Source organism: Acinetobacter sp. YH12140 (assembly GCF_013418475.1).
In the GTDB taxonomy this organism is placed as follows: domain Bacteria; phylum Pseudomonadota; class Gammaproteobacteria; order Pseudomonadales; family Moraxellaceae; genus Acinetobacter; species Acinetobacter amyesii.
Map to the genome: position 1 here is coordinate 113,162 of NZ_VPBZ01000010.1, position 19,445 is coordinate 132,606.

The window sequence follows — 19,445 nt, forward strand, 5'->3', positions numbered from 1 at the left end:
GTAGACCGTTTTATATTTATGACAGGCTTATTACAAAGATTAATTATGACAGTATCATTGCAAAAATGATCTTTCATTGGGGTTTAGAAAGAAATTGTGACAATTTAAATCCTGAAATATTCAACAACATGGGCTTTGCATCATGTTGTTGTCACAAAAAAATCATTCAAAAAATTGTAAAGATCAGTGTTGAGCTCAGAATTTATTTCCTGGGTTTTTCAGAAAAAGCATCCAACAAGGCCAAAAAGACCACGCTACATGACGATAAAACTTCATCAATCGGCTGTTTATAACCACTCATGACCCAGCGAATCGCGATTTGGGTGACATAACCATTGAGACCTGTTGCGACCATTGAAATTTCGCGTTCTGAACGATCAATATTCGGCATCATGAGCATGACAAAGGCATGAATCATACGGTCAAAGCGCATCATGGTTTCATGAATTGTGGCTTGGTTATGTAGCTCTTGTACCAACATGGCATCGATGTAAATGATGCGCGCCATACGGGGATTATTTTTTAAAGTTAACAATAGGGCGGTTAAACCCGCTTCAATCATTTTTTTAGAATCGGTAGATGCTTGCATGATGGCTTGCATCACATTTTGTTGCAGTTCATCGATTAATTTTAAAAAGATGGTCTGGAACAGTTGCTCACTTTTCTTAAATGATTCGTAAAAATAGCGTTCGGTCAGCTTGGCTTCCAAACAAATATCTTTCACAGTCACTGAAAAAAAGCCATGTGTACCATAGGCTTCTATACCGGCTTCAATCAGTTTTTCACGTCGCGCTTGCTTACGTTCACTGAGAGAAAGCCCTTTAAATTGACGTTCCTTCACATTTTTTGCCTGTTGTTGTTCTGTGTGATTTGTTGCATCTGTCATGAAAATATACGCTGAACTAAAGCAGAATTTTGTCTTATTTTAGCAATAATTTCAGTTTAAACCTATGTTTAAGCATTGGCGATTTCAACAGCTTAGCACGTCCTAAGATGACATTGACAATATGTATTGTCAAAACTATATTAAGTTGACGAACTGCACACATTGGCAAATGAGATCACGCTGTGATAAAGCCAAGCGGCAGCATAAAGGAATAAGGAATCACAATGAAAAACTTCAAAAATAAAGTGGCTGCCATTACAGGTGCAGGTTCAGGTATTGGTCAGCAATTGGCAGTGCTTTTGGCTAAACAAGGCTGTCATCTGTCTTTAAGCGATGTGAATGAACAGGGTCTAGCGGCAACCGTTGAATTGGTTAAAGCCAGCAATGTACGTGTAACCACGCAAAAACTCGATGTGTCAGACCTTGCGGCAATGAAAGCATGGGCAGCACAGACCGTTAAAGATCATGGTTCGGTGAATATGATTTTTAACAATGCGGGAGTGGCATTGGGCACGACCGTTGAAGGCGCAAGCTATGAAGAGCTGGAGTGGATTGTCAATATTAACTTCTGGGGTGTGGTTTATGGCACCAAAGAATTTTTACCGTATATCAAGCAAAGTGGTGAAGGTCATATCATCAATATTTCCAGCTTGTTTGGCTTAACAGCACAGCCAACACAGTCGGCATATAATGCCACTAAATTTGCAGTACGTGGCTTTACCGAATCTTTACGCCAAGAATTGGATATTGAAAACTGTGGCGTGAGTGCGCTATGTGTACATCCGGGAGGGATTCGTACCAATATTGCCAATGCCGCAAAAATGAATGACAGCTTGAAAAGTTTAGGCATGAACCCACAAAAATCGGCACAGTCGTTTAATAAATTCTTGCGTTGTCCACCTGAAGAAGCGGCTCGTCAAATCATTGCAGCAGTACAAAAAGATAAGCGCCGTTTATTGATTGGTAATGATGCAAAAGCGATTGATTTAATTCAACGTTTGCTACCGACGGGTTATCAAAAATTAACAGCGATGGCGACTAAATTTGGTCAATAAGCAGTAATTATAATCGATTGAAAAGAGCCCACGTCAGTGGGTTTTTTTTATGCTCTAAAGCAGCGAAAATTTTTTATAAATCGGAAATGGTGCATAAGAGTGTCAATTATTTGACAGATTTAGATAAGTCGAATCGGCATGATGATTTCACAGACATATGGTCTAACAAATAATTATAGATTGAGGAATACATCATGACATTCGAATACAAACACATCCAAGTCAACCCAATTGGTGGTCGTATTGGTGCAGAGATTCAAGGCGTTAAACTTTCAGCTGATTTAAGCGATGAAGTGGTACATGATATTAACCAAGCATTATTGCAACATAAAGCTATTTTCTTTAAAAATCAGCAACACTTAGATGACGCAGCTCAAGAAGGATTTGCAGCACGTTTAGGTACGCCATTGAATCACCCAACAGTGCCAGTTAAAGACGGTTCAGCACATATTTTAGAAATCGATTCACGCGGAGCACGTGCTGACAGTTGGCATACAGATATCAGCTTTATTGACGCGTATCCAAAAGCGTCTGTACTGCGTAGTGTGGTGGCCCCTAAAGTCGGTGGAAACACTGTATGGGCAAATACCACAACTGCATATAATGACTTACCAGACGAACTTAAAACGCTTGCAGACAGCCTACGTGCTATTCATAGCAACAATTTTGATTACGCAGCAAAAGCAAGTGTACCGAAAGAGGTTTTGGAGAAATATAAAAACCTTTTTAACTCAACTGAATATGAAACAGAGCACCCATTGGTCCGTGTACACCCTGAAACAGGTGAAAAAACATTGCTCTTGGGGGCACTTCTTTAAAAACTTTGTCGGTTATAGCACAACTGAATCTCGTCGTTTATTTGACTTGTTCCAAAGCTATGTTGAAAAACTTGAAAACATTGTGAGCTGGCGCTGGAGTGAGGGGGATATCGCGATTTGGGACAACCGTGCAACCCAGCACCGTGCAATTAACGACTATGGTGATCAACACCGTGTGGTACGTCGTGTGACTTTAGAAGGTGATGTGCCAGTTGGTGTTGATGGTCGTCCAAGCCAACAGGTTCGTAAAGAGTTAAAGCAAGATATTAGCAATTTGCGCTATAGCGAAGGCCAGGTTTATGAAAAAGTTTCATAAGGTTTTTAATTTAGATTAAAAACTATACATATAAAGTGCTAATGAATTAAGAATAAATGATTCGTCAGTAAAACATGATCCATCTAATATACATTTTTAAATATTTAGGTGGATCAGTTTATGAAATTTCAGGATTTTAATAATGTGAATTATCACATATTAAAAAATATATTTAAAAATGTCTCTGATGAGAAAGTTCAATATATTTTAAAACATGCAATTGTTCGAAAATATCAAAAAGGCGATTTAATTTTAAATAAAGAAAATTGTCGATCGGCATTATATATTCTGCTTGATGGAATTATCCAAATTGGATATTTAAGTCCATCGGGGCGTTTTCACGCCTTTAATTATTATTCAGAAAAGCATCTGATTAATTTATTGCCTTGTCTCAATGCACAAGTGGTCGACTATGATTATTATGCATTTAACCAAGTTAAAGTTTTACAAATCCCACAGCATATTTTTGCCGAAGAAATACAGCATAACAATGACTTAAAGCAAGATGCATTACAGATTTTAAGTCTGAGAATGCAGTACCTCATCCAGCAGGTTAAGTTTTTACAAGTCGCGAACTTACATCAAAAAGTCTGTAAAGTCTTGCATGATTTATCGTTGCAATACGGTGTTCAGCATCCTCTTGGCACTGAAATTAGCTTAAAAATTTCCCAGCATGACTTAGCAGATTTATTGTCAGCATCACGCCAAACCATCAATAAAGAAATAAAGCAATTGGTCGCGAATAATGTCCTTATTTGGCAATATGAAAATATTTTTATTAAAAACAAAGAGTACTTAAATTATCAGATTAAGTGGATTTAAAATAATATTTTTAGATTTGATAAAATAAGATATTAAAATCTATTTATATTATTTTTGCGTATATTAAAAATCGGTCATATTTAATCCAAGCAAAACAAGAGGAATTAAAAATGACGATTCAATCTATTAATGTACGTAATCAATTAAAAGGCACAATTCAAGAAATTGTAAAGGGAGATGTTGTTTCAGAAGTAGATGTGGTGACCGCATCTGGAGTGTTTACTTCAGTCATTACCACACGTTCTGTAGAAGAGCTGGATTTGCAAATTGGTAGTCAAGTCATCGTATTAATCAAATCGACCGATGTGTCACTTGCGAAACTGTAGGTGTGTACATTCCATGAAGCGATATTTTAAACAGGGAACTGCTGTACTTAGCCTACTCACTGCAAGCATTGCACTGACGCATGCCAATACAGATGTCACACAATTACAGCAGCAAGTCAGCCAATTAGAACAATCATTAAAACAACTGAAAACACAGTTAAGTCAACTTCAACAACAAGACACGGCTGCTGTGACAGATGAACAAAACCTAGATGAAAGTGAAAATGCAGATGATCAAAGCTTTGTAACCCGTACCGAGTTACAAGGTCTGCAAAGCGATTTAGAAAACTATAAATATCAAGTACAACGTGATCGTGAAACCAAAACTGCGTTATCTACCCGTCAGTTGCTGATCAATGGTGTAGTGCAAGCCAAAGCGTCTTATATAGATGAAGCACAGCGCAGTGCGCCAGTCGGCAATAATATCGGTGCAGCAGTCAATGATCGTCATTCATCCTTTGACTTAGGGGCGGTGCAAATTGGTTTCATTGGTAATTTGTATAAAGATTATGAGCAAGGCAAAAACCTCGACTTTAACTTACGTTTTGGTACTTCACCACAAACAGGAACCAATAACAGTTATCTAAACTTGCTTGATGCACAATTGACTTATCAAGTGTTACCAACCTTAAGTGCGGATAAAGGACGCTTAAGCGTGACCTTAGGTCAGCAATTATTGCCATTTGGTCAGGAAGTCCAAGCCACAGAAGACTTGAAGCCAACAATTAACAATGCACTCTTTAGCTTACCAGGCTATGGCTATGGTTTGGCACTGCGTGAAGTCGGTCTGATTGTGCGTGGTGATGCCTTCCCAACCGTGGATTATGGCTATAACTACCGTTCGCCAATGATTAGTTATGCCTTTGGTCTAGTTAATGGCAATGGCGCAAACAAATCTGATGATAACGATGACAAAAACTTCATCGGCCGTCTGCGCTATACCTTACCTGCGGAATATAACTCTTGGTTACGTGAGCTGAGTTTTGGCGTGTCTTGGTATCAAGGTAAGAGCAACCTATTTGACTTAAGCGGTGCCAATGCAGCCTTTGCCGGTAAGGGCGATATCCTACGTAAAGGTTTCGATATCTACTATAACCACCATCCTTTTGGTGTCACCTATGAATATGTCCAAGGCGAAGATGAGACTTATGTCAGTGCAGCTGCTCCGACCTATAAGCGTGAGAGTGAGTCACATACAGGCACCTTATTCTGGAACTTTGGTGAGCAGTTTGTCAAAGGCTTCCGTAATCAAGGACGTTATGACGATTGGTGGCCGAAGTCTTATCAAACCTTTTATCGCTATGACTCGATTGACCGCGATACAAGTCGTGCCAATCAAACCATTGATATCCATACCTTGGGTTTAAACGCCTTTTTTGCTGAAACCACGAAGTTTCAGATCAACCTAAACCACGTCAATAACGACATTACTAACAAGAGCTACAACGAATTGGTCGCACAGTTTCAGTACGGCTTCTAATGTTTACAAGATTTTTGAGGATTCTTCCCATGTTTAAATGGTCAAAAGTGGTATTTGCTGGCCTTCTCTCTACAGCAACTCTTTTACCCGCAGTACAGGTATATGCTGAAGCAAAACCGACAGTGATTCGTTTGGCTTCTCCTTTGGTTGGAAGTGGAAATCGTCCAGTAGGCTATGGTAGTTATTATGCAACGACTCAAACTTTAGGTTTGCTCGAAAAAGAATTCCAAAAAGATGGTATTAAAATTCAGTGGAATAACTTTAAAGGAGCAGGTCCTGCCATTAATGAGTCCTATGCCAATGGTTTGGTCGATATTACATGGTTGGGTGATTTGCCTGCATTGATTGGCAAAGCCAGCCGTTTAGATACCAAACTGATTTTGGTCGGGGGGACACATGACAATACTTATTTGGTCGTGCCACCCGGTTCATCTGCAAAAAGCTGGGCAGATTTAAAAGGCAAGCGCATTGGTTTCTTCCGTGGTACCAGTGTGCATTTAGCACTCAACCAAATTATTAAAAAATATGGTTTTACCGAAAAAGATTTCCGCTTTGTCAATGTCGATGGTCCAGTGGGCTATTCAGCATTGGCAAGTGGTGACTTAGATGCGCTGTTTACTAACCAGTCGATTTTCCCTGTGATTGATCGTGGTATTGCGAAACTGATCTACAGTTCGAAGAAAGAACCTGCTCAATATCAAAGCTCAGGTTATATTTTAGTTAATTCAAAATTTGAGCAAAAATATCCAGAAACTGTACAGCGTGTTGTCAATGTCTTAGTCAAACAAGCTGCTTGGGAAGCAAATTCAGCCAATCGTGAAGCCTTATTTAAACAATGGTCGAAATCGGGATTGTCTTATAACGTTTTTGTTCGTGCCAATGAAGGTGTTGATCTAAAACGTCATAGTGCACCAATTTTTGATGCGTATAACGTCAATTTAATCAAACAAAAACTGAAAGCAGGCCAAGAGCTAAAATTAATTCGTGGCAATATCGATGTTGATCAATGGATTGAACCGAAGTACCTCAACAATGCATTAAAGAGCCAAAACTTACAAAACTTCTGGAAACCGCTGAATGCGAACGGTCAGTAATTTTGACCGTTAAAAGGAGGTATTGTGATGTTACATGAAATCGAACTTGATGCCCCCAACGCAGTTGAACACCCTAAGACCATTTCAAAGCGACAAGTTTTGCTCCAATGGCTAAAACAGCAAAAAATATTGATCTGGGGGATCGGTCTGATCTTCCCAACCTTTTTGCTGTATGTCTGGCATATGGCTGTCGAAAAAAGTTGGGTCAATCCATTATTGCTCCCTGCACCCGAGTTGGTCGGAGTTGCCTTAAAAGATCTGTATCAATCGGGTGAGCTTTGGAGCAATCTGAGCGTCAGCTTAAGCCGTATTGGATATGGCTTTAGTGCTGGGATTTTGATTGCGTTGGCATTGGGATTGACCATGGGCTTGTCGCGTACTGCAGAGGCTTATATTTGGCCAACCTTTAAAGTGATTAACCTGGTGCCCGTAGTGGGCTGGATTCCACTCTTGGTGCTGTTGGTGGGTATTGATGAAGCTTTAAAAATTATTCTGATTGCCAAAGCGGCTTTGGTTCCAATGACCATTAATGTCTTTAAAGGTGTGCGTAATATCCCTCAGCAATTGACCGAAGTGGCTGAGGTCTATCAATTGGGGACTTGGTCGAAGTTTAAAAACGTGGTGTTACCGGGCGCATTTATGAGCTTTATTGGTGGCTTACGTTTGTCACTGGCCAGTTCATGGGGAGCATTGGTTGCTGTAGAACTGTTGGCTTCGAGTGAAGGGATTGGTTATGTGATGGTCTATGGGCGTCAAATCTTCCAACTCGATGTGGTCATGGCAACAGTCGTGGTGATTGGTCTTGTGGGATTTGCATTTGACTTTGCCATTCGCATTTTACAAAGACAATTTTCCGGTTGGGATCAGGCAAGGTAGGGCAGATCATATGAAAAAATTCGATTATCGTGGCTGGGTCATTCCTTTGGTGCTGTTGGCAGTTTGGACATTAGTGACCGCCAAACAATGGGTCGATCCTGCGTTATTGGCTGCACCACAAGCGGTATGGCAAGCATTTTTAGAGAGTTGGCAGGCGGGTGAAGTCACTGAAAATATCATCGCCAGTCTGCTTCGTAATACTGCAGGTTTTATTGCAGGTGGTCTGATTGGTGCAGCATTCGGGTTGTTGCTGGGGCTTAATATTTGGCTTGATCGCGTGTTCTCACCGACTTTAAATGCCATCAAGCATGTCGCTGTTTTTGCTTGGATTCCGCTCATGATCATGTGGTTTGGACATGGTGAAGTATCTAAAGTGATGTTTATTGGTTTGGTGGTGTTCTATCCCGTGTTCTTTAACACCTATGATGGTGTGAAAAATGTCCCTGTAAAAATTAAAGAAGTCGCACAAATTTTTCAGCTGAGTCCAATACGCACCTTTTTTAAAGTGATCCTACCAGCGGCAGCACCGAGCATTTTTGCAGGACTCAATATCGCTTTAGTATTTTCATGGGTAGCAACAGTCGGTGCGGAATATTTCTTTGTATCTGCCGTGGGTGTGGTCAATCCAATTATGGATGGTCAGAACCTGTTCCAGATGGAAGTGGTGCTGTACGGTATGGCGATTATTGCGATTGTTGGATTGTTATTTTCCAAAGCCGCACAATTTTTTGAGAACTATAACCTACGCTGGCGTCAGTCCGTGCAGAAATAACAAGATGTGAGAAAAGAAAATGAATCAACAGGTAAATGTTAAGGGACATGTCGAAATTCAGCAACTCGACAAATTCTTCCCGAAAGATGGCGCAGAGCTGCAAGTTTTAGATCAGATTAATCTGAATATTCAGCCGGGCGAATTCATTAGTATTGTGGGCAACAGTGGTTGTGGTAAATCGACACTGCTTCGCTTACTGGTAGGTTTAGATGCAGCTTTTCAAGGCAAAATTTTAATTGATGGTCAACCGATTCAAGGCACCAGTTTAGACCGTGGGATTGTGTTCCAAGATCACCGCTTATTTCCATGGTTGAATGTGGAACAAAATGTAGCATTGGCACTGGAAAAATCAGGCTTAAGCAAAGCCGAAAAGCAAGAACTGATTGATTATCACCTTGAATTGGTACAACTCAGCCAGTTTAAACATGCTTATCCAAGTCAACTTTCGGGTGGTATGAGTCAACGTGTAGCGATTGCACGAAGCTTAGTCAACCGACCACAAATCTTATTGCTTGATGAGCCGTTTGGTGCTTTGGATGCTTTAACGCGTGCGAACTTGCAACAAGAGTTACAGCGTATCTGGCAGTCTGAAAAAATCACTTCTATTTTAGTCACACATGATGTGGAAGAAGCGGTGCTTTTAGGTGATCGTGTGGTGGTGATGCAACCGCATCCGGGACGGATTAAACGCATTGTTGATGTGGATTTGGCACGACCACGTAAACGCGAAGATTATCGTTTGGCAGCCATTAAAAATGATATTTTGCGTGATTTCCAAGAGCATGTAGAGACGGTACCGCATGAGCTAGAACAATACAAATTGGCTTGGTAATGCCCACGCCCACAATGCCCGCGAAAGCGGGTTTTTTTATATATGGAGCTTTGTTGTGATTTGGTGAAGGAAGTACAGTCTATTGATTGTATTTCTTTTGGAATTATTTGAAAAATAAAGACTTATTAAACATAGATAAATCATCAAATTCAATCGAATAACCTAATGAAAAATCAAGATAAATCCGTGCATAAAAGTCCTTTATAGTCTAAAGACTCACTTCTTCATAAGTGACGATGAAGATGGAATTGAAAGGCTTCTGCTTCAATCTTCCATAAGACCCATTTAAGCTTCAACAAGAGGACTTTTAAAATGACGGAGCAACCTGAATGTAGAATCTCCATTCAACAATTACATAAAAGTTACCGCACTGAACAGAATCAACATGTACTGGTACTCGAAGATATTAACCTTGATATCCATAGCGGTGACTTTGTCAGTGTCATTGGCAATCCAGGCTGTGGCAAATCCACTTTACTACGCTTACTGATGGGCTTAGAAAAACACCACAAAGGACAGATTTTGATTGGTGGACAACAGCATCTCGAAAATGCACAAGGTCTCAGTATTGTGTACCAAGATCATCGCTTGTTTTCATGGCTGAGTGTCACAGAAAATATCCGTATGGCATTACATCAGACGTTTTTAAGCAAAGAAGAAGAAAATCAGCGTATTCAAGATCAGCTTGAACTGCTTGATTTGACCGCATTTAAAGATGCTTATCCATCGCAGCTTTCCGCAGGGATGAACCTCAAAGTCGCGATTGCCAAAAGTTTGGTCAATCAACCTGAAATTTTACTTTTAGATGAACCATTTGCCTGTCTTGATGCCTTAATGCGTCAACATTTACAAGACGAACTGCAGCGAATTTGGCAAAGCCGAAAAATGACGGTGATTTTGGTGACCCATGATGTGGCAGAAGCCTTACTGCTGAGTACCTCTGTGGTGGTCATGCAAGAAAATCCGGGACGGGTAAAACGTATATTGAGCTTACCATTTCATGCACCCCGTAAACGAAGCGACTCTCGCTTACAGCAGTTAAAGAAACAGATCTTAACTGAACTGAATGCCCTTCATCCCAAGCAGTTGCTTCATGCGACAGGGCAGTTTAGTTGGTAAGGACATCTCTTTGGATGACTAAATTAGTACACGAATCGCTTTTTTCTTCCAGATAAACTGATAGTACAGCCCCTGCATGATGCAAAGACTGACAAAAGCCAAAGCATAGGCATACCAAATACCTTTTAAGCCCCACCATTCACTGAATAGGTAGGCACACGGCACTTCAATGCAAATAATGGCCATAATATTAATAATCATCGGCACGGTCACCGTTCCGCTAGCCCGCATAATGGAAGCAAAAATAGCACTGGCACCAAAAAATAAAATCGACCAAAGCACAATGAACAGCAATTCTTGACCGAGAATCACAACTTCAGGATCTGTAATAAACAGCGCCATTAAATGTTTAGAGAATAAATAGCCCAATGCCACCAAGATACCAGTAATTATGAAATTCATCCCGATGGCCGTACGTTTCACGCGATTAATTAATTCAAATTGACCCGAACCGATGGCTTGCGCGGCAAAAATAGAAGCCGCAATCGCGATGGACAAGGCGGGGAATTGGATATAGTTCAAAACCTGATTGACCGCGCCATATGCAGCAGTGGCATCAGCCCCATGGCGGTTCACTAAACCGACAATCACGAGACCGGCCACAGAGGTCGTGACCATCTGAATACCCGTAGGAATGCCTAGTTTTAAGATAATTTTGCTGAGATCATGTTGATGGCGAATATGACGAATCAACTCGAAGTCGAGTTTGAGCGGGTGATCTTTCTTTTTTAAATAGAAATATAAAAATACCAAAGCAATTAAAAAGCCGATATGACTGGCAATGGCAGGGGCAATAATACCTAAACTTGGAAATCCAAATTTTCCTGCAATCAGTATTGGTGTAATGATCAGCCCTGAACCAATGGTCATACCCGATGCAATCAGCGGTGTTGTACTGTCACCGACCCCACGCAAAATCGAGGTATAAATAATATAAATAAAGAGCAGTGGGCTACCGGCAAGCATCCATTGCACATAAGGCAAAGATAAATGCATCACGTCTGGGGCTGTGCCTAAGGCCAATAAAATGGGCTTGGCAAATATAACCCCTAAAAAGGCAATAATGCTGCCACCAATCAAGGTCATAAACAGGGTGGAACCCACCACAGTACGAACTTTTTCAAGGTTTTGTGTGCCCCAAGCTTGACCTACCAACACGGTTGCGCCTGCCGAGAGTCCAATCACAAAAGCCATTAAACAGAACAAGATCGGGAAAAATACCGCAACCGCTGCAATGGCATGCACCCCAAGCATCTGACCGACAAAAACGGTGTTAATGGTCCCAGATAAATTCTGCAAAATATTGGTGGCGATCAAAGGCACCAGAAAAACTAAAAACGTTTTCCATAAATTTTGCTGAGTAACGAGGGACTGTTGTTTTGACATGCTCAGGTCCTAGACGCGGCTTTTTTATGATTTTAAGTTACTGATAACACTATCATGTTTGCATTCAAAAAAGCCTTAGTTTTTGAGTAACCAAGGCTTCATTATTTCTACATGTCTCTTTTAAAAAACGTTTGGGCAGATACTGCTTTAAATTGCGGAGAGAATCTCTGCAGCTCGATCTAAGGTGGCATCTTGTTTGGCAAAACAGAAACGTAATAAGCGTAAATTTTCCGGCGGTTTTTGATAGAACACTGAGACAGGAATCGCCACGATTTTATGTTGTTCTGCCAACAACTGACACATTTCCACATCGCTTAAATCTGGGCGTATGGCACTGTAATCAAGGTTTTGGAAATAGGTACCTGCCGATGGAATCAACTCAAATCTAGAGTGGCTTAAGCCCGCATTGAAACGGTCACGTTTAGCTTGGTAAAAATGTGCCAATTCAGCAATGTGCTCAGGATGTTCTGCCATAAAGTTAGCCAATGCCATTTGTATGGGCGTAACACCGCAGAAATTTGCAAATTGATAGATTTGGCGAAACACTTGCATCAAGGCTGGCGCTGCAATGCAATAACCAGTTTTCCACCCTGTGACATGAAAAGTTTTACCAAATGAACCCACGACAAAACTACGTTCACGCAGCTCAGGAAATGACAAAGCAGATAGATGCTGACGACCATCAAAAATTAAATGCTCATAGACCTCATCCGACAGCACAATAATATTTTTATCTCGAATCAGTTCGATCAAGTTGAGCCAGTCCTCACGATCCCAAATAGCACCTGTTGGATTATGCGGTGTATTGACAATAATCATCCGGGTTTTATGGTTAATTGCAGCGGCAACACGATTCCAATCCACAGTAAAATGGGGCGTCTCTAAGGCAATGTGAATGGGATGAGCCCCAACCAATTTTACACTGGGCGCATAACTGTCATAGCTCGGATCAAAAATAATCACTTCGTCACCCGCATGAACCACGGCTTGAATGGCACTAAAAATACCAATGGTTGCACCCGGGGTAATGGTCACTTCGGTGTGAGGGTCAATATTTAATTGGTCTCGATGGGCAAACAGTTGGACCAATTGTTCACGCAAATGTATCAGTCCATCGCCGGGTGCATATTGGTTAAAACCTTGTTGCGTCGCATCACTTAGCGCATTTAACAGCGCTGGAGGTGCAGGAAAATCAGGAAAACCTTGAGATAAATTCAGTGCATTTAGACGCTGCGCCATTGCGCTCATGACGCTAAAAATAGTCACACCTTGTGCAGGCAGTTTGGATTCAATTGTGATCATGGAGCTTAAAATTTTTAATAGGTTGCATTTTGAGTGTAGCAGCATCTCAGCGGCTGCGAAAAATTAGATCGGTAAAAATGATCCACTATTGACATTCCTATTCACTTGAATCCTAAAGTGATGTAAAAGCCAAAAAGAAGAATTCAACAAATTATTTGCAAAATAGGGTAGACGAAAAAATAAACATTTCCTAAAATGCCGTCATTAAAAAAAATTAAATACATAATAACAATGCTTAAAAATATTCACGCCATGGTGGAAAACTTTGGCTTTAGCGTACAGAAACGTGCGCTACACATTCATTTCTCAAATGAACATCTAAATTCTGAAGTTTTTATTCAACGGATTGAAGGTCAACACCGTATTAATCAAGGCTTTCGTGCGGAAATTATTTGTCTCTCGACCAATGCTCATCTGGCTTTAAAGCAGTTTATAGGCGGCCGAGTGGCTGTCGATCAAGTGACAGATTTGGGACAACTCAGTCGCCTGACTGGTGTGATTACTGGGGCTAGCCAAGGTCAAAGTGATGGTGCACTGACCGTTTATAAACTGGTGATTGAGGACGCCACAGCACTCTGGCATAAGCGTCGTAATAGCCGTGTCTTTATGAACAAATCGGTACGGGAGATGACCGAGATTATTTTTAGTGAATGGCAGAAAAAAAGTGCGCTGTTTGCTGCCAGTTTAAGTCTGAACTTAGAGGGGTTGGCACGTACTTATGATGTGCGTCCATTCACCATGCAGGCGAATGAAAGTGATTATGCATTTTTAACCCGCCTTTGGCGCAGTGAAGGGATCAATTGGTTAATTGATGAAGCGGAGTTATTTGTTGCATTTTCGGCTGCACCGATGCAAGCACAGCGGCTGCGTTTAATTGATACGAATCAGTCTTATAGTGCTTTAGAGCGGAAAAAAATTCGCTTTCATCGGAGTCATGCCACGGAACGTTTGGACACGATTACCAGTTTTGTGGCAGAACGCTTTTTACAATCGACCACGATTCAAACGCAGCGTTGGCAAGCTCAACAATTGGCACAAGACCAAAGTAATCCGCTCTTAAGTGCCCATGCACAGAGTGAGCAACAGCATAATGAAACCTTAAGTTTAGAGCAGGCGTGGACCGTAAGTTCGGCTTGGACAACTGACCTTAAAGGTGCAGATCAGGCGACCACTTCAAATACACAGCAATTGGATCAGTTGAATCGGCAACTCAATCAATATCAGGAATTACAAGCCAAATATTTTACCGCCAGCAGTAGCGTAAGGGATGCACAAGTTGGGTATTGGTTTGAATTAGAAAATCATCCTGAAATCGATCAACATCAAACGACAGATCGTGAATTTCTCATATTGGGCAAAGCATTTTATAACCAAAATAATTTACCCAAAGATATTTTGGTTCAATTAGAAAAGTTACTTGCGGCGAGCCGTTGGCTATCTTTAGGGGATGAACGGCAGGCCAATGAGTTGTATGTGGTCCGTCGGCAAATTTCTATTGTTCCTGAATATGATCCTTTATTACACCGGCCACCTGCGTTTCCACAGCGGGCTAAAGTGGTCGGTCCAGAAGGTGAAAGTATTTATGTCGATGCTTGGGGGCGTATCAAAGTTCGGTTTACGTTTACCCGTAGCGATGACCACAGTCATGATGGCGGAGCAGGGAGTAATGATAATGACAGTGACTCGGCTTGGGTTGATGTACTGACCCCATGGGCAGGTGAAGGTTATGGGGCACGTTTCCATCCTCGTATTGGCGAGATTGTGGTCATCGACTTTTTTGAGGGTGATGTGGATCGTCCCTTTGTGGTAGGGCGTATACATGAGGCTGAGCGCTCTCAGACCATGTTTGATCTCAAAGGTCAGCTTCCTGAAACCAAAAAACTCAGTGGTATTCGCTCGCAAGAAGTTGCAGGAGCAGGCTTTAACCAACTGCGCTTTGATGACACGACGGGGCAGATCAGTACCCAATTACAGAGTAGTCATGCAGCGACACAGCTGAATTTAGGTAATCTCAGCCATCCTAAAGAACAAGACAGTAGTCATGGTCGTGGTGAGGGTTTTGAGCTGCGTACGGATGCTTGGGGGGCAATGCGTGCAGGTAAAGGTTTACTCATTAGTACCTATGCGCAGGATAAAGCCGTTGCCGATCATCTTGCTGCTGCTGAAGCTCAGTCTCTTTTAAATCAAGGGCATCAGAGCATGAATATGCTGAGCGATTTAGCCGTAAAGCAGCAGACCGATGCATTAAATGTGATTAATCGTTTGCCGAAGTTAATAAACTCTTTAGAAATCAAAAGTACTGCCGAAGGTGTCAAAGCGACTTTAAATTTGTTCAAGGAGGATTTAAGTCGAGACCCATTGGCAGCGTTAAAAAACTGCAAAAGTTTTGTCAAAGAAATGGGCTCAATCGCACATGATGTCAAAAGTACAGTAAAAGAATTTAAAGCATTTTTTAATGATGCTGAAGATGCCTTTGATAACTTAAAGTCTGTCATAGATCATATTGAAGAAAATGGTAAAGATGTGATTCAAGGGCGGATCGCAAGTCTGAAAAGCAACCTAAAAGAAGATCCATTAAAAGCATTAAAAGATGTGGGTAAATTGATCGAAGACATCAAATTTAACCCTGATGATTTGTTGAATAATGGTGGTTTTGGTTTGCCACCAGCGATGACACCCATAAAAGCATTAGAAAAAGTACAAGGCTTTATGGAAGGCTATGCGCAAGGTTTAGAAAAATCCAATACAGCGGCAAAACAAGAACAAGGCAAATTATTCCGCCAAGCGTTGATGTTGCTTGCATCACCTAATGGTATTGCACTCACCACACCGGAAGATATTGTTTTACAAGCCTCGCAGGATATTGCAGAAAGTGCGCAAGGTTCGATTAATTTCAGTGCTCAAAAGAATATTGTCGGTCATGCACAAGACAAAATCAGTCTGTTTGCGGCTCAAAAGGGCCTGAGTGCTTATGCCGCAAAAGGGAAAGTTGAATTACAAGCCCAAGATGATGCTATTGAAGCAATTGCACGAAAGGTGATTAAGCTCATTTCAACGGAAGATAAAATTGAAATTACCAGTCCTAAAGAAATCGTGCTGACCGCAGGGGGCTCACAACTGAAAATTAATGGCAGCGGAATATTTACAACAACAGGCGGCAAGTTTGAGAGTAAGGCGGGGCAGCATAGTTTTGTGGGGGGAGCGACTGTAAATGCACAATTGCCTAAGCTGCCTGGTAATGGTGTCTATAGTAATAAATTAGATTTATATAATTTATTTATTGGCGAAAATTTTCAAAAAATTGAATATCAATATTTAGATAGTAAAACAAATACATATGTAACTGGAAATCTTGATGATGATGGTCAAACACAAGATCATTTTTCAGATGAACAAAAAGAATTTGATATTTTAGTTGGTTATGAAACACCTGAATGGCTTAGTGAAGATGATTTAAATTTTGACTATGTAGAAGAAAAAGATATATAAAAAATCAGGAAAGTATTTTTATGAAAGGCAATGTAGAGTTTCAATTTTTAGACTTATTATTCAATCCTATATCTAATTTAGAATATAAGGTTGAAGATTTAAAAAATAAAGTAATTGCTGCTGGAATGAGTGGTAAGGATGGAAAGACAGTCATAATTAGTAGAAACTTAGGTTATATATTAAGAGTTTCTGTAAAAAAGACAAATGGTGAATATAAATATGTTGGCTTATATTGTGTTTATAAAGTTGGTGATTTGAAAATTTTCAGAAGTCCAAAAGTATTAATAAAAAAATTAAAAAAAATTGAAAGTAACAAACAAGAAGGGAAATCACAACCATTTACATATACTGTTAAAGAAAATGATAAATTATTTGATATAGCAAAAAAGTATAATACAACTGTTGCATTATTATGTGGTTTAAATAAAATTAAAGATGCAAATAAAATATATAAAGGTCAAAAAATACAAGTTCATCCAAATTATAAGGCTACTGGTGAGAAAAATGAAAAATCTATCACTAAAAATAATGAAATTTCATTAAATTCATATGTTTATGAAGTTAAAAGAGGGGATACTTTAAGTGGAATAGCTGTTAAAACAGGCCTATCAATAGGTGAATTAAAAAATTTAAATAATATAGCTAATATAAATCAGATATATGTTGGTCAAATTTTAAAGTTGAACCATGATACACCTTCGACACCTTCGACACCTTCGACACCTTCGACACCTTCGACACCTTCGACACCTTCGACACCTTCGACACCTTCGACACCTTCGACACCTTCGACACCTTCGACACCTTCGACACCTTCGACACCTTCAAGAGATAAAATTGAAATAAAACAAGAGCATGAGTTGGATTCGGGGAAGCCTAAAATCAAAGTCGATAACCAACAGATTCGATGTATGTGTAGGGATTATGATCTTATTTGGGGTGCGAAAGTAACATGTGAATTTAGGAAGAAAGTTGTAGAAATTTGTGAAAAATTATGGCCAAGAAACCCACTAAAAATGGCCAATAATTTAATGGCGGTATTTGCTTGGGAATCAGGGGGTACATTTAAAGCTGATGTTCCTAATAGAAAAAATTCAGGAGCTACGGGTTTAATCCAGTTTATGCCTGATACAGCTAAGGGATTGCTAAATACAGAAGTAACTATAGAGATTGTGAAAAATTACTATAATTCTCAAGATAAAAATTTACAAAATTTAAAAAGAGTTAAAGAGTTTGCTCAAATGAGCGAGGTACAGCAATTAGAATATGTAGAAAAATATTTTAAAAAATTAGAAAACAAAGATTTAGAATTTGTAGATTTTTATTTGCAAGTACTTTTTCCAGCTTCAAGTGGAGTACGTGAACACGTTGTATTTGCGGATGATAAAAATAAACTATCTGATAAAAATGATAAACACGCTAGCCTAAGAGTTAATAAGTACAATGGAAATAGCGGTTTAGATATAAATGGTGATGGAAAAATATATAAAGCTGAGATTGCAGAAAAAACTAAATATTTTCTTGAGGATGGAGCTATTTCTGCAAATAAAGATTTAATTGATAGATGTTGTTTAGAAGAAGGAAAAACAGTCACGCCATATCAAAATGCAACACATACTGCTAATAAAGAAAAAAATAAGAAAATAATTGTAATTGATCCTGGGCATGGAATTGTTGGTAGTCAAAAAGTAAAAGCGAATGGAGGGACACAAATCAGATTGCTAAAGTTGAAAAAAAGCTTCGGAAATAAAAATTTTATTGTTGGTCAAAATTACTCTTGGAAAGACTTATCAGATGAAGTTATTAATAAAGCTGATGAATATTTCGAGTTTATAGATGTTAAAGATCCACGCAGTCCTACAGAATTTGAATATGTATATGACAGAGCTTTAGAATTAAAAGAATTATTTGAAAATGATGGTCATATTGTCTATCTAACAAGGGATAAAAAGGAAACGATTGATTATACAGATATACCTAGTATTTCTTCATGTAAAAATTTTAAAATAACAACTACCTCACCATTGACCTACAGGAAATTAATTTCAAATTCCGCTAAAGCAGATTATTTTATTTCATTACATTGTGATGGTATTGAGAATTTGAAAGGTAATTATGCTGTAATGTGTTATTTTGATGATAATGATAAAAAATTAGCTGAAAAAATTGCAAAAAACTATTCTCAAGTTACAGGTAAAGTTGAAAAAAGAATAGATTTAACCGTTTTGGGGAATGGTGGGAAAAATGATGCTAAATATAAAGTTTTAGTTGAATTTGGTTTTATGACAACTCCAAAAATTGCAAAAAAACTAGTAAATAATTCAAAAATTATTGTTAATGATTTATATAAGTCTTTGAGAGAGCATATTAATGAAAATTAAGCTTCTATTGTTTTTTACAAATCTAATTGTGTTAGGTAATGTTTATGCTTTGCCTGATAATTTTTATAAAAAAGAAAGTAGTAAGAGATTTGTTAAATCGATACATCATGATTATTTTTCAATTGAGAAATTTGATGGAGATTTGGTAAGAGTTTATGAAAAAAAAGACATTAAGAGTAATATGTTGATTGCTAAATATGAGGCTGTTTTTATTAATCCTATTGATGGGAATACTTCATATAATAATTTTTATCAAATTAATAAAAATTATGATTATAAAGGTGGGAAAATAGTTTCAGTTAATTATGAAATTGGGAAGATGGAAAGCTGTTTCGTTAAATGTGGAAATGAGGTCTATTATAATGAAGGTAAGATAATTAAAATAAATAAATATCCAGCCTGTTTAAGTTTATTTGATATAGATAATAGGGTGCTAAAGTTTAATGATGAATATGTCAAGAAAAATTGTATTTAAAACAATATTCTTTGAA

At 39.1% G+C, this 19,445-nt stretch carries 17 protein-coding genes; 14 read left to right on the forward strand and 3 right to left on the reverse strand.

Annotation, left to right across the window (positions count from 1 at the left end):
• Nucleotides 1-202: 202 nt before the first annotated feature.
• On the reverse strand, nucleotides 203-886 hold the full coding sequence (locus tag FTU75_RS15270) for a TetR/AcrR family transcriptional regulator (RefSeq protein WP_111885789.1): 684 nt from the start codon (nucleotides 884-886) through the stop codon (nucleotides 203-205).
• A 224-nt stretch (nucleotides 887-1,110) separates the two neighbouring features.
• Here FTU75_RS15270 and FTU75_RS15275 point away from each other — a divergent pair, with 224 nt between their 5' ends.
• The 11 genes from FTU75_RS15275 to FTU75_RS15320 all read left to right on the forward strand — a co-directional run bounded on the left by FTU75_RS15275 (nucleotide 1,111) and on the right by FTU75_RS15320 (nucleotide 10,396).
• Nucleotides 1,111-1,941 (forward strand): SDR family oxidoreductase, encoded by an 831-nt coding sequence (locus FTU75_RS15275; RefSeq protein WP_180010800.1) that lies wholly within the window; start codon nucleotides 1,111-1,113, stop codon nucleotides 1,939-1,941.
• Nucleotides 1,942-2,135: 194 nt separating this feature from the next.
• Nucleotides 2,136-2,759 (forward strand): TauD/TfdA family dioxygenase, encoded by a 624-nt coding sequence (locus FTU75_RS15280; RefSeq protein ID WP_257223806.1) that lies wholly within the window; start codon nucleotides 2,136-2,138, stop codon nucleotides 2,757-2,759.
• Entirely contained in the window at nucleotides 2,725-3,075 is a 351-nt protein-coding gene (locus tag FTU75_RS18535; protein WP_373685881.1) for a TauD/TfdA dioxygenase family protein, read from the forward strand. The genes FTU75_RS15280 and FTU75_RS18535 overlap by 35 nt, the downstream gene beginning before the upstream one ends.
• Before the next feature lie 120 nt (nucleotides 3,076-3,195).
• A complete protein-coding gene (locus FTU75_RS15285) occupies nucleotides 3,196-3,897 on the forward strand; it encodes a Crp/Fnr family transcriptional regulator (protein WP_180116335.1) in 702 nt (233 codons plus the stop codon).
• A gap of 110 nt (nucleotides 3,898-4,007) precedes the next feature.
• Nucleotides 4,008-4,223 carry a molybdopterin-binding protein gene (locus FTU75_RS15290; protein WP_180116336.1) on the forward strand — a complete coding sequence of 72 codons (216 nt, stop codon included), beginning with the start codon at nucleotides 4,008-4,010 and terminating at the stop codon, nucleotides 4,221-4,223.
• A gap of 13 nt (nucleotides 4,224-4,236) precedes the next feature.
• A complete protein-coding gene (locus FTU75_RS15295; RefSeq protein WP_180116337.1) occupies nucleotides 4,237-5,703 on the forward strand; it encodes a hypothetical protein in 1,467 nt (488 codons plus the stop codon).
• Nucleotides 5,704-5,732: 29 nt separating this feature from the next.
• Nucleotides 5,733-6,797, forward strand: a complete 1,065-nt coding sequence (locus FTU75_RS15300) for an ABC transporter substrate-binding protein (RefSeq protein ID WP_180116338.1) — start codon at nucleotides 5,733-5,735, stop codon at nucleotides 6,795-6,797.
• Nucleotides 6,798-6,824: 27 nt separating this feature from the next.
• On the forward strand, nucleotides 6,825-7,673 hold the full coding sequence (locus FTU75_RS15305) for an ABC transporter permease (RefSeq protein ID WP_180116339.1): 849 nt from the start codon (nucleotides 6,825-6,827) through the stop codon (nucleotides 7,671-7,673).
• A gap of 10 nt (nucleotides 7,674-7,683) precedes the next feature.
• The gene (locus tag FTU75_RS15310) at nucleotides 7,684-8,445 is read left to right on the forward strand and encodes an ABC transporter permease (protein WP_180116340.1); all 762 of its coding nucleotides are present in this window, start codon (nucleotides 7,684-7,686) and stop codon (nucleotides 8,443-8,445) included.
• Between the two features lie 19 nt (nucleotides 8,446-8,464).
• Nucleotides 8,465-9,277, forward strand: a complete 813-nt coding sequence (locus FTU75_RS15315; RefSeq protein ID WP_180116341.1) for an ABC transporter ATP-binding protein — start codon at nucleotides 8,465-8,467, stop codon at nucleotides 9,275-9,277.
• Nucleotides 9,278-9,589: 312 nt separating this feature from the next.
• On the forward strand, nucleotides 9,590-10,396 hold the full coding sequence (locus FTU75_RS15320) for an ABC transporter ATP-binding protein (protein WP_180116342.1): 807 nt from the start codon (nucleotides 9,590-9,592) through the stop codon (nucleotides 10,394-10,396).
• Nucleotides 10,397-10,414: 18 nt separating this feature from the next.
• On the opposite strand, the gene FTU75_RS15325 is transcribed toward FTU75_RS15320, so the two are convergent.
• Nucleotides 10,415-11,782, reverse strand: a complete 1,368-nt coding sequence (locus tag FTU75_RS15325; RefSeq protein ID WP_180116343.1) for an MATE family efflux transporter — start codon at nucleotides 11,780-11,782, stop codon at nucleotides 10,415-10,417.
• A gap of 147 nt (nucleotides 11,783-11,929) precedes the next feature.
• A complete protein-coding gene (locus tag FTU75_RS15330; RefSeq protein ID WP_180116344.1) occupies nucleotides 11,930-13,084 on the reverse strand; it encodes a methionine aminotransferase in 1,155 nt (384 codons plus the stop codon).
• Between the two features lie 231 nt (nucleotides 13,085-13,315).
• On the opposite strand from FTU75_RS15330, the gene FTU75_RS15335 reads away from it, so the two are divergent.
• The 3 genes from FTU75_RS15335 to FTU75_RS15345 are packed head-to-tail and all read left to right on the forward strand — an operon-like array spanning nucleotide 13,316 to nucleotide 19,429.
• Nucleotides 13,316-16,573: a type VI secretion system Vgr family protein gene (locus FTU75_RS15335; RefSeq protein ID WP_180116345.1), complete on the forward strand. Its 3,258-nt coding sequence runs from the start codon at nucleotides 13,316-13,318 to the stop codon at nucleotides 16,571-16,573.
• A 20-nt stretch (nucleotides 16,574-16,593) separates the two neighbouring features.
• Nucleotides 16,594-18,954: a LysM peptidoglycan-binding domain-containing protein gene (locus tag FTU75_RS15340; protein WP_180116346.1), complete on the forward strand. Its 2,361-nt coding sequence runs from the start codon at nucleotides 16,594-16,596 to the stop codon at nucleotides 18,952-18,954.
• On the forward strand, nucleotides 18,944-19,429 hold the full coding sequence (locus FTU75_RS15345) for a hypothetical protein (protein WP_180116347.1): 486 nt from the start codon (nucleotides 18,944-18,946) through the stop codon (nucleotides 19,427-19,429). The genes FTU75_RS15340 and FTU75_RS15345 overlap by 11 nt, the downstream gene beginning before the upstream one ends.
• The last annotated feature ends 16 nt before the right edge of the window (nucleotides 19,430-19,445 follow it).

Excerpts from the sequence above, each read along its gene's own strand:
- FTU75_RS15270 (WP_111885789.1), bottom strand. The coding sequence starts at position 886 with ATGACAGATGCAACAAATCACACAGAACAACAACAGGCAAAAAATGTG.
- FTU75_RS15275 (WP_180010800.1), top strand. The coding sequence starts at position 1,111 with ATGAAAAACTTCAAAAATAAAGTGGCTGCCATTACAGGTGCAGGTTCA.
- FTU75_RS15280 (WP_257223806.1), top strand. The coding sequence starts at position 2,136 with ATGACATTCGAATACAAACACATCCAAGTCAACCCAATTGGTGGTCGT.
- FTU75_RS15285 (WP_180116335.1), top strand. The coding sequence starts at position 3,196 with ATGAAATTTCAGGATTTTAATAATGTGAATTATCACATATTAAAAAAT.
- FTU75_RS15290 (WP_180116336.1), top strand. The coding sequence starts at position 4,008 with ATGACGATTCAATCTATTAATGTACGTAATCAATTAAAAGGCACAATT.
- FTU75_RS15295 (WP_180116337.1), top strand. The coding sequence starts at position 4,237 with ATGAAGCGATATTTTAAACAGGGAACTGCTGTACTTAGCCTACTCACT.
- FTU75_RS15300 (WP_180116338.1), top strand. The coding sequence starts at position 5,733 with ATGTTTAAATGGTCAAAAGTGGTATTTGCTGGCCTTCTCTCTACAGCA.
- FTU75_RS15305 (WP_180116339.1), top strand. The coding sequence starts at position 6,825 with ATGTTACATGAAATCGAACTTGATGCCCCCAACGCAGTTGAACACCCT.
- FTU75_RS15310 (WP_180116340.1), top strand. The coding sequence starts at position 7,684 with ATGAAAAAATTCGATTATCGTGGCTGGGTCATTCCTTTGGTGCTGTTG.
- FTU75_RS15315 (WP_180116341.1), top strand. The coding sequence starts at position 8,465 with ATGAATCAACAGGTAAATGTTAAGGGACATGTCGAAATTCAGCAACTC.
- FTU75_RS15320 (WP_180116342.1), top strand. The coding sequence starts at position 9,590 with ATGACGGAGCAACCTGAATGTAGAATCTCCATTCAACAATTACATAAA.
- FTU75_RS15325 (WP_180116343.1), bottom strand. The coding sequence starts at position 11,782 with ATGTCAAAACAACAGTCCCTCGTTACTCAGCAAAATTTATGGAAAACG.
- FTU75_RS15330 (WP_180116344.1), bottom strand. The coding sequence starts at position 13,084 with ATGATCACAATTGAATCCAAACTGCCTGCACAAGGTGTGACTATTTTT.
- FTU75_RS15335 (WP_180116345.1), top strand. The coding sequence starts at position 13,316 with ATGCTTAAAAATATTCACGCCATGGTGGAAAACTTTGGCTTTAGCGTA.
- FTU75_RS15340 (WP_180116346.1), top strand. The coding sequence starts at position 16,594 with ATGAAAGGCAATGTAGAGTTTCAATTTTTAGACTTATTATTCAATCCT.
- FTU75_RS15345 (WP_180116347.1), top strand. The coding sequence starts at position 18,944 with ATGAAAATTAAGCTTCTATTGTTTTTTACAAATCTAATTGTGTTAGGT.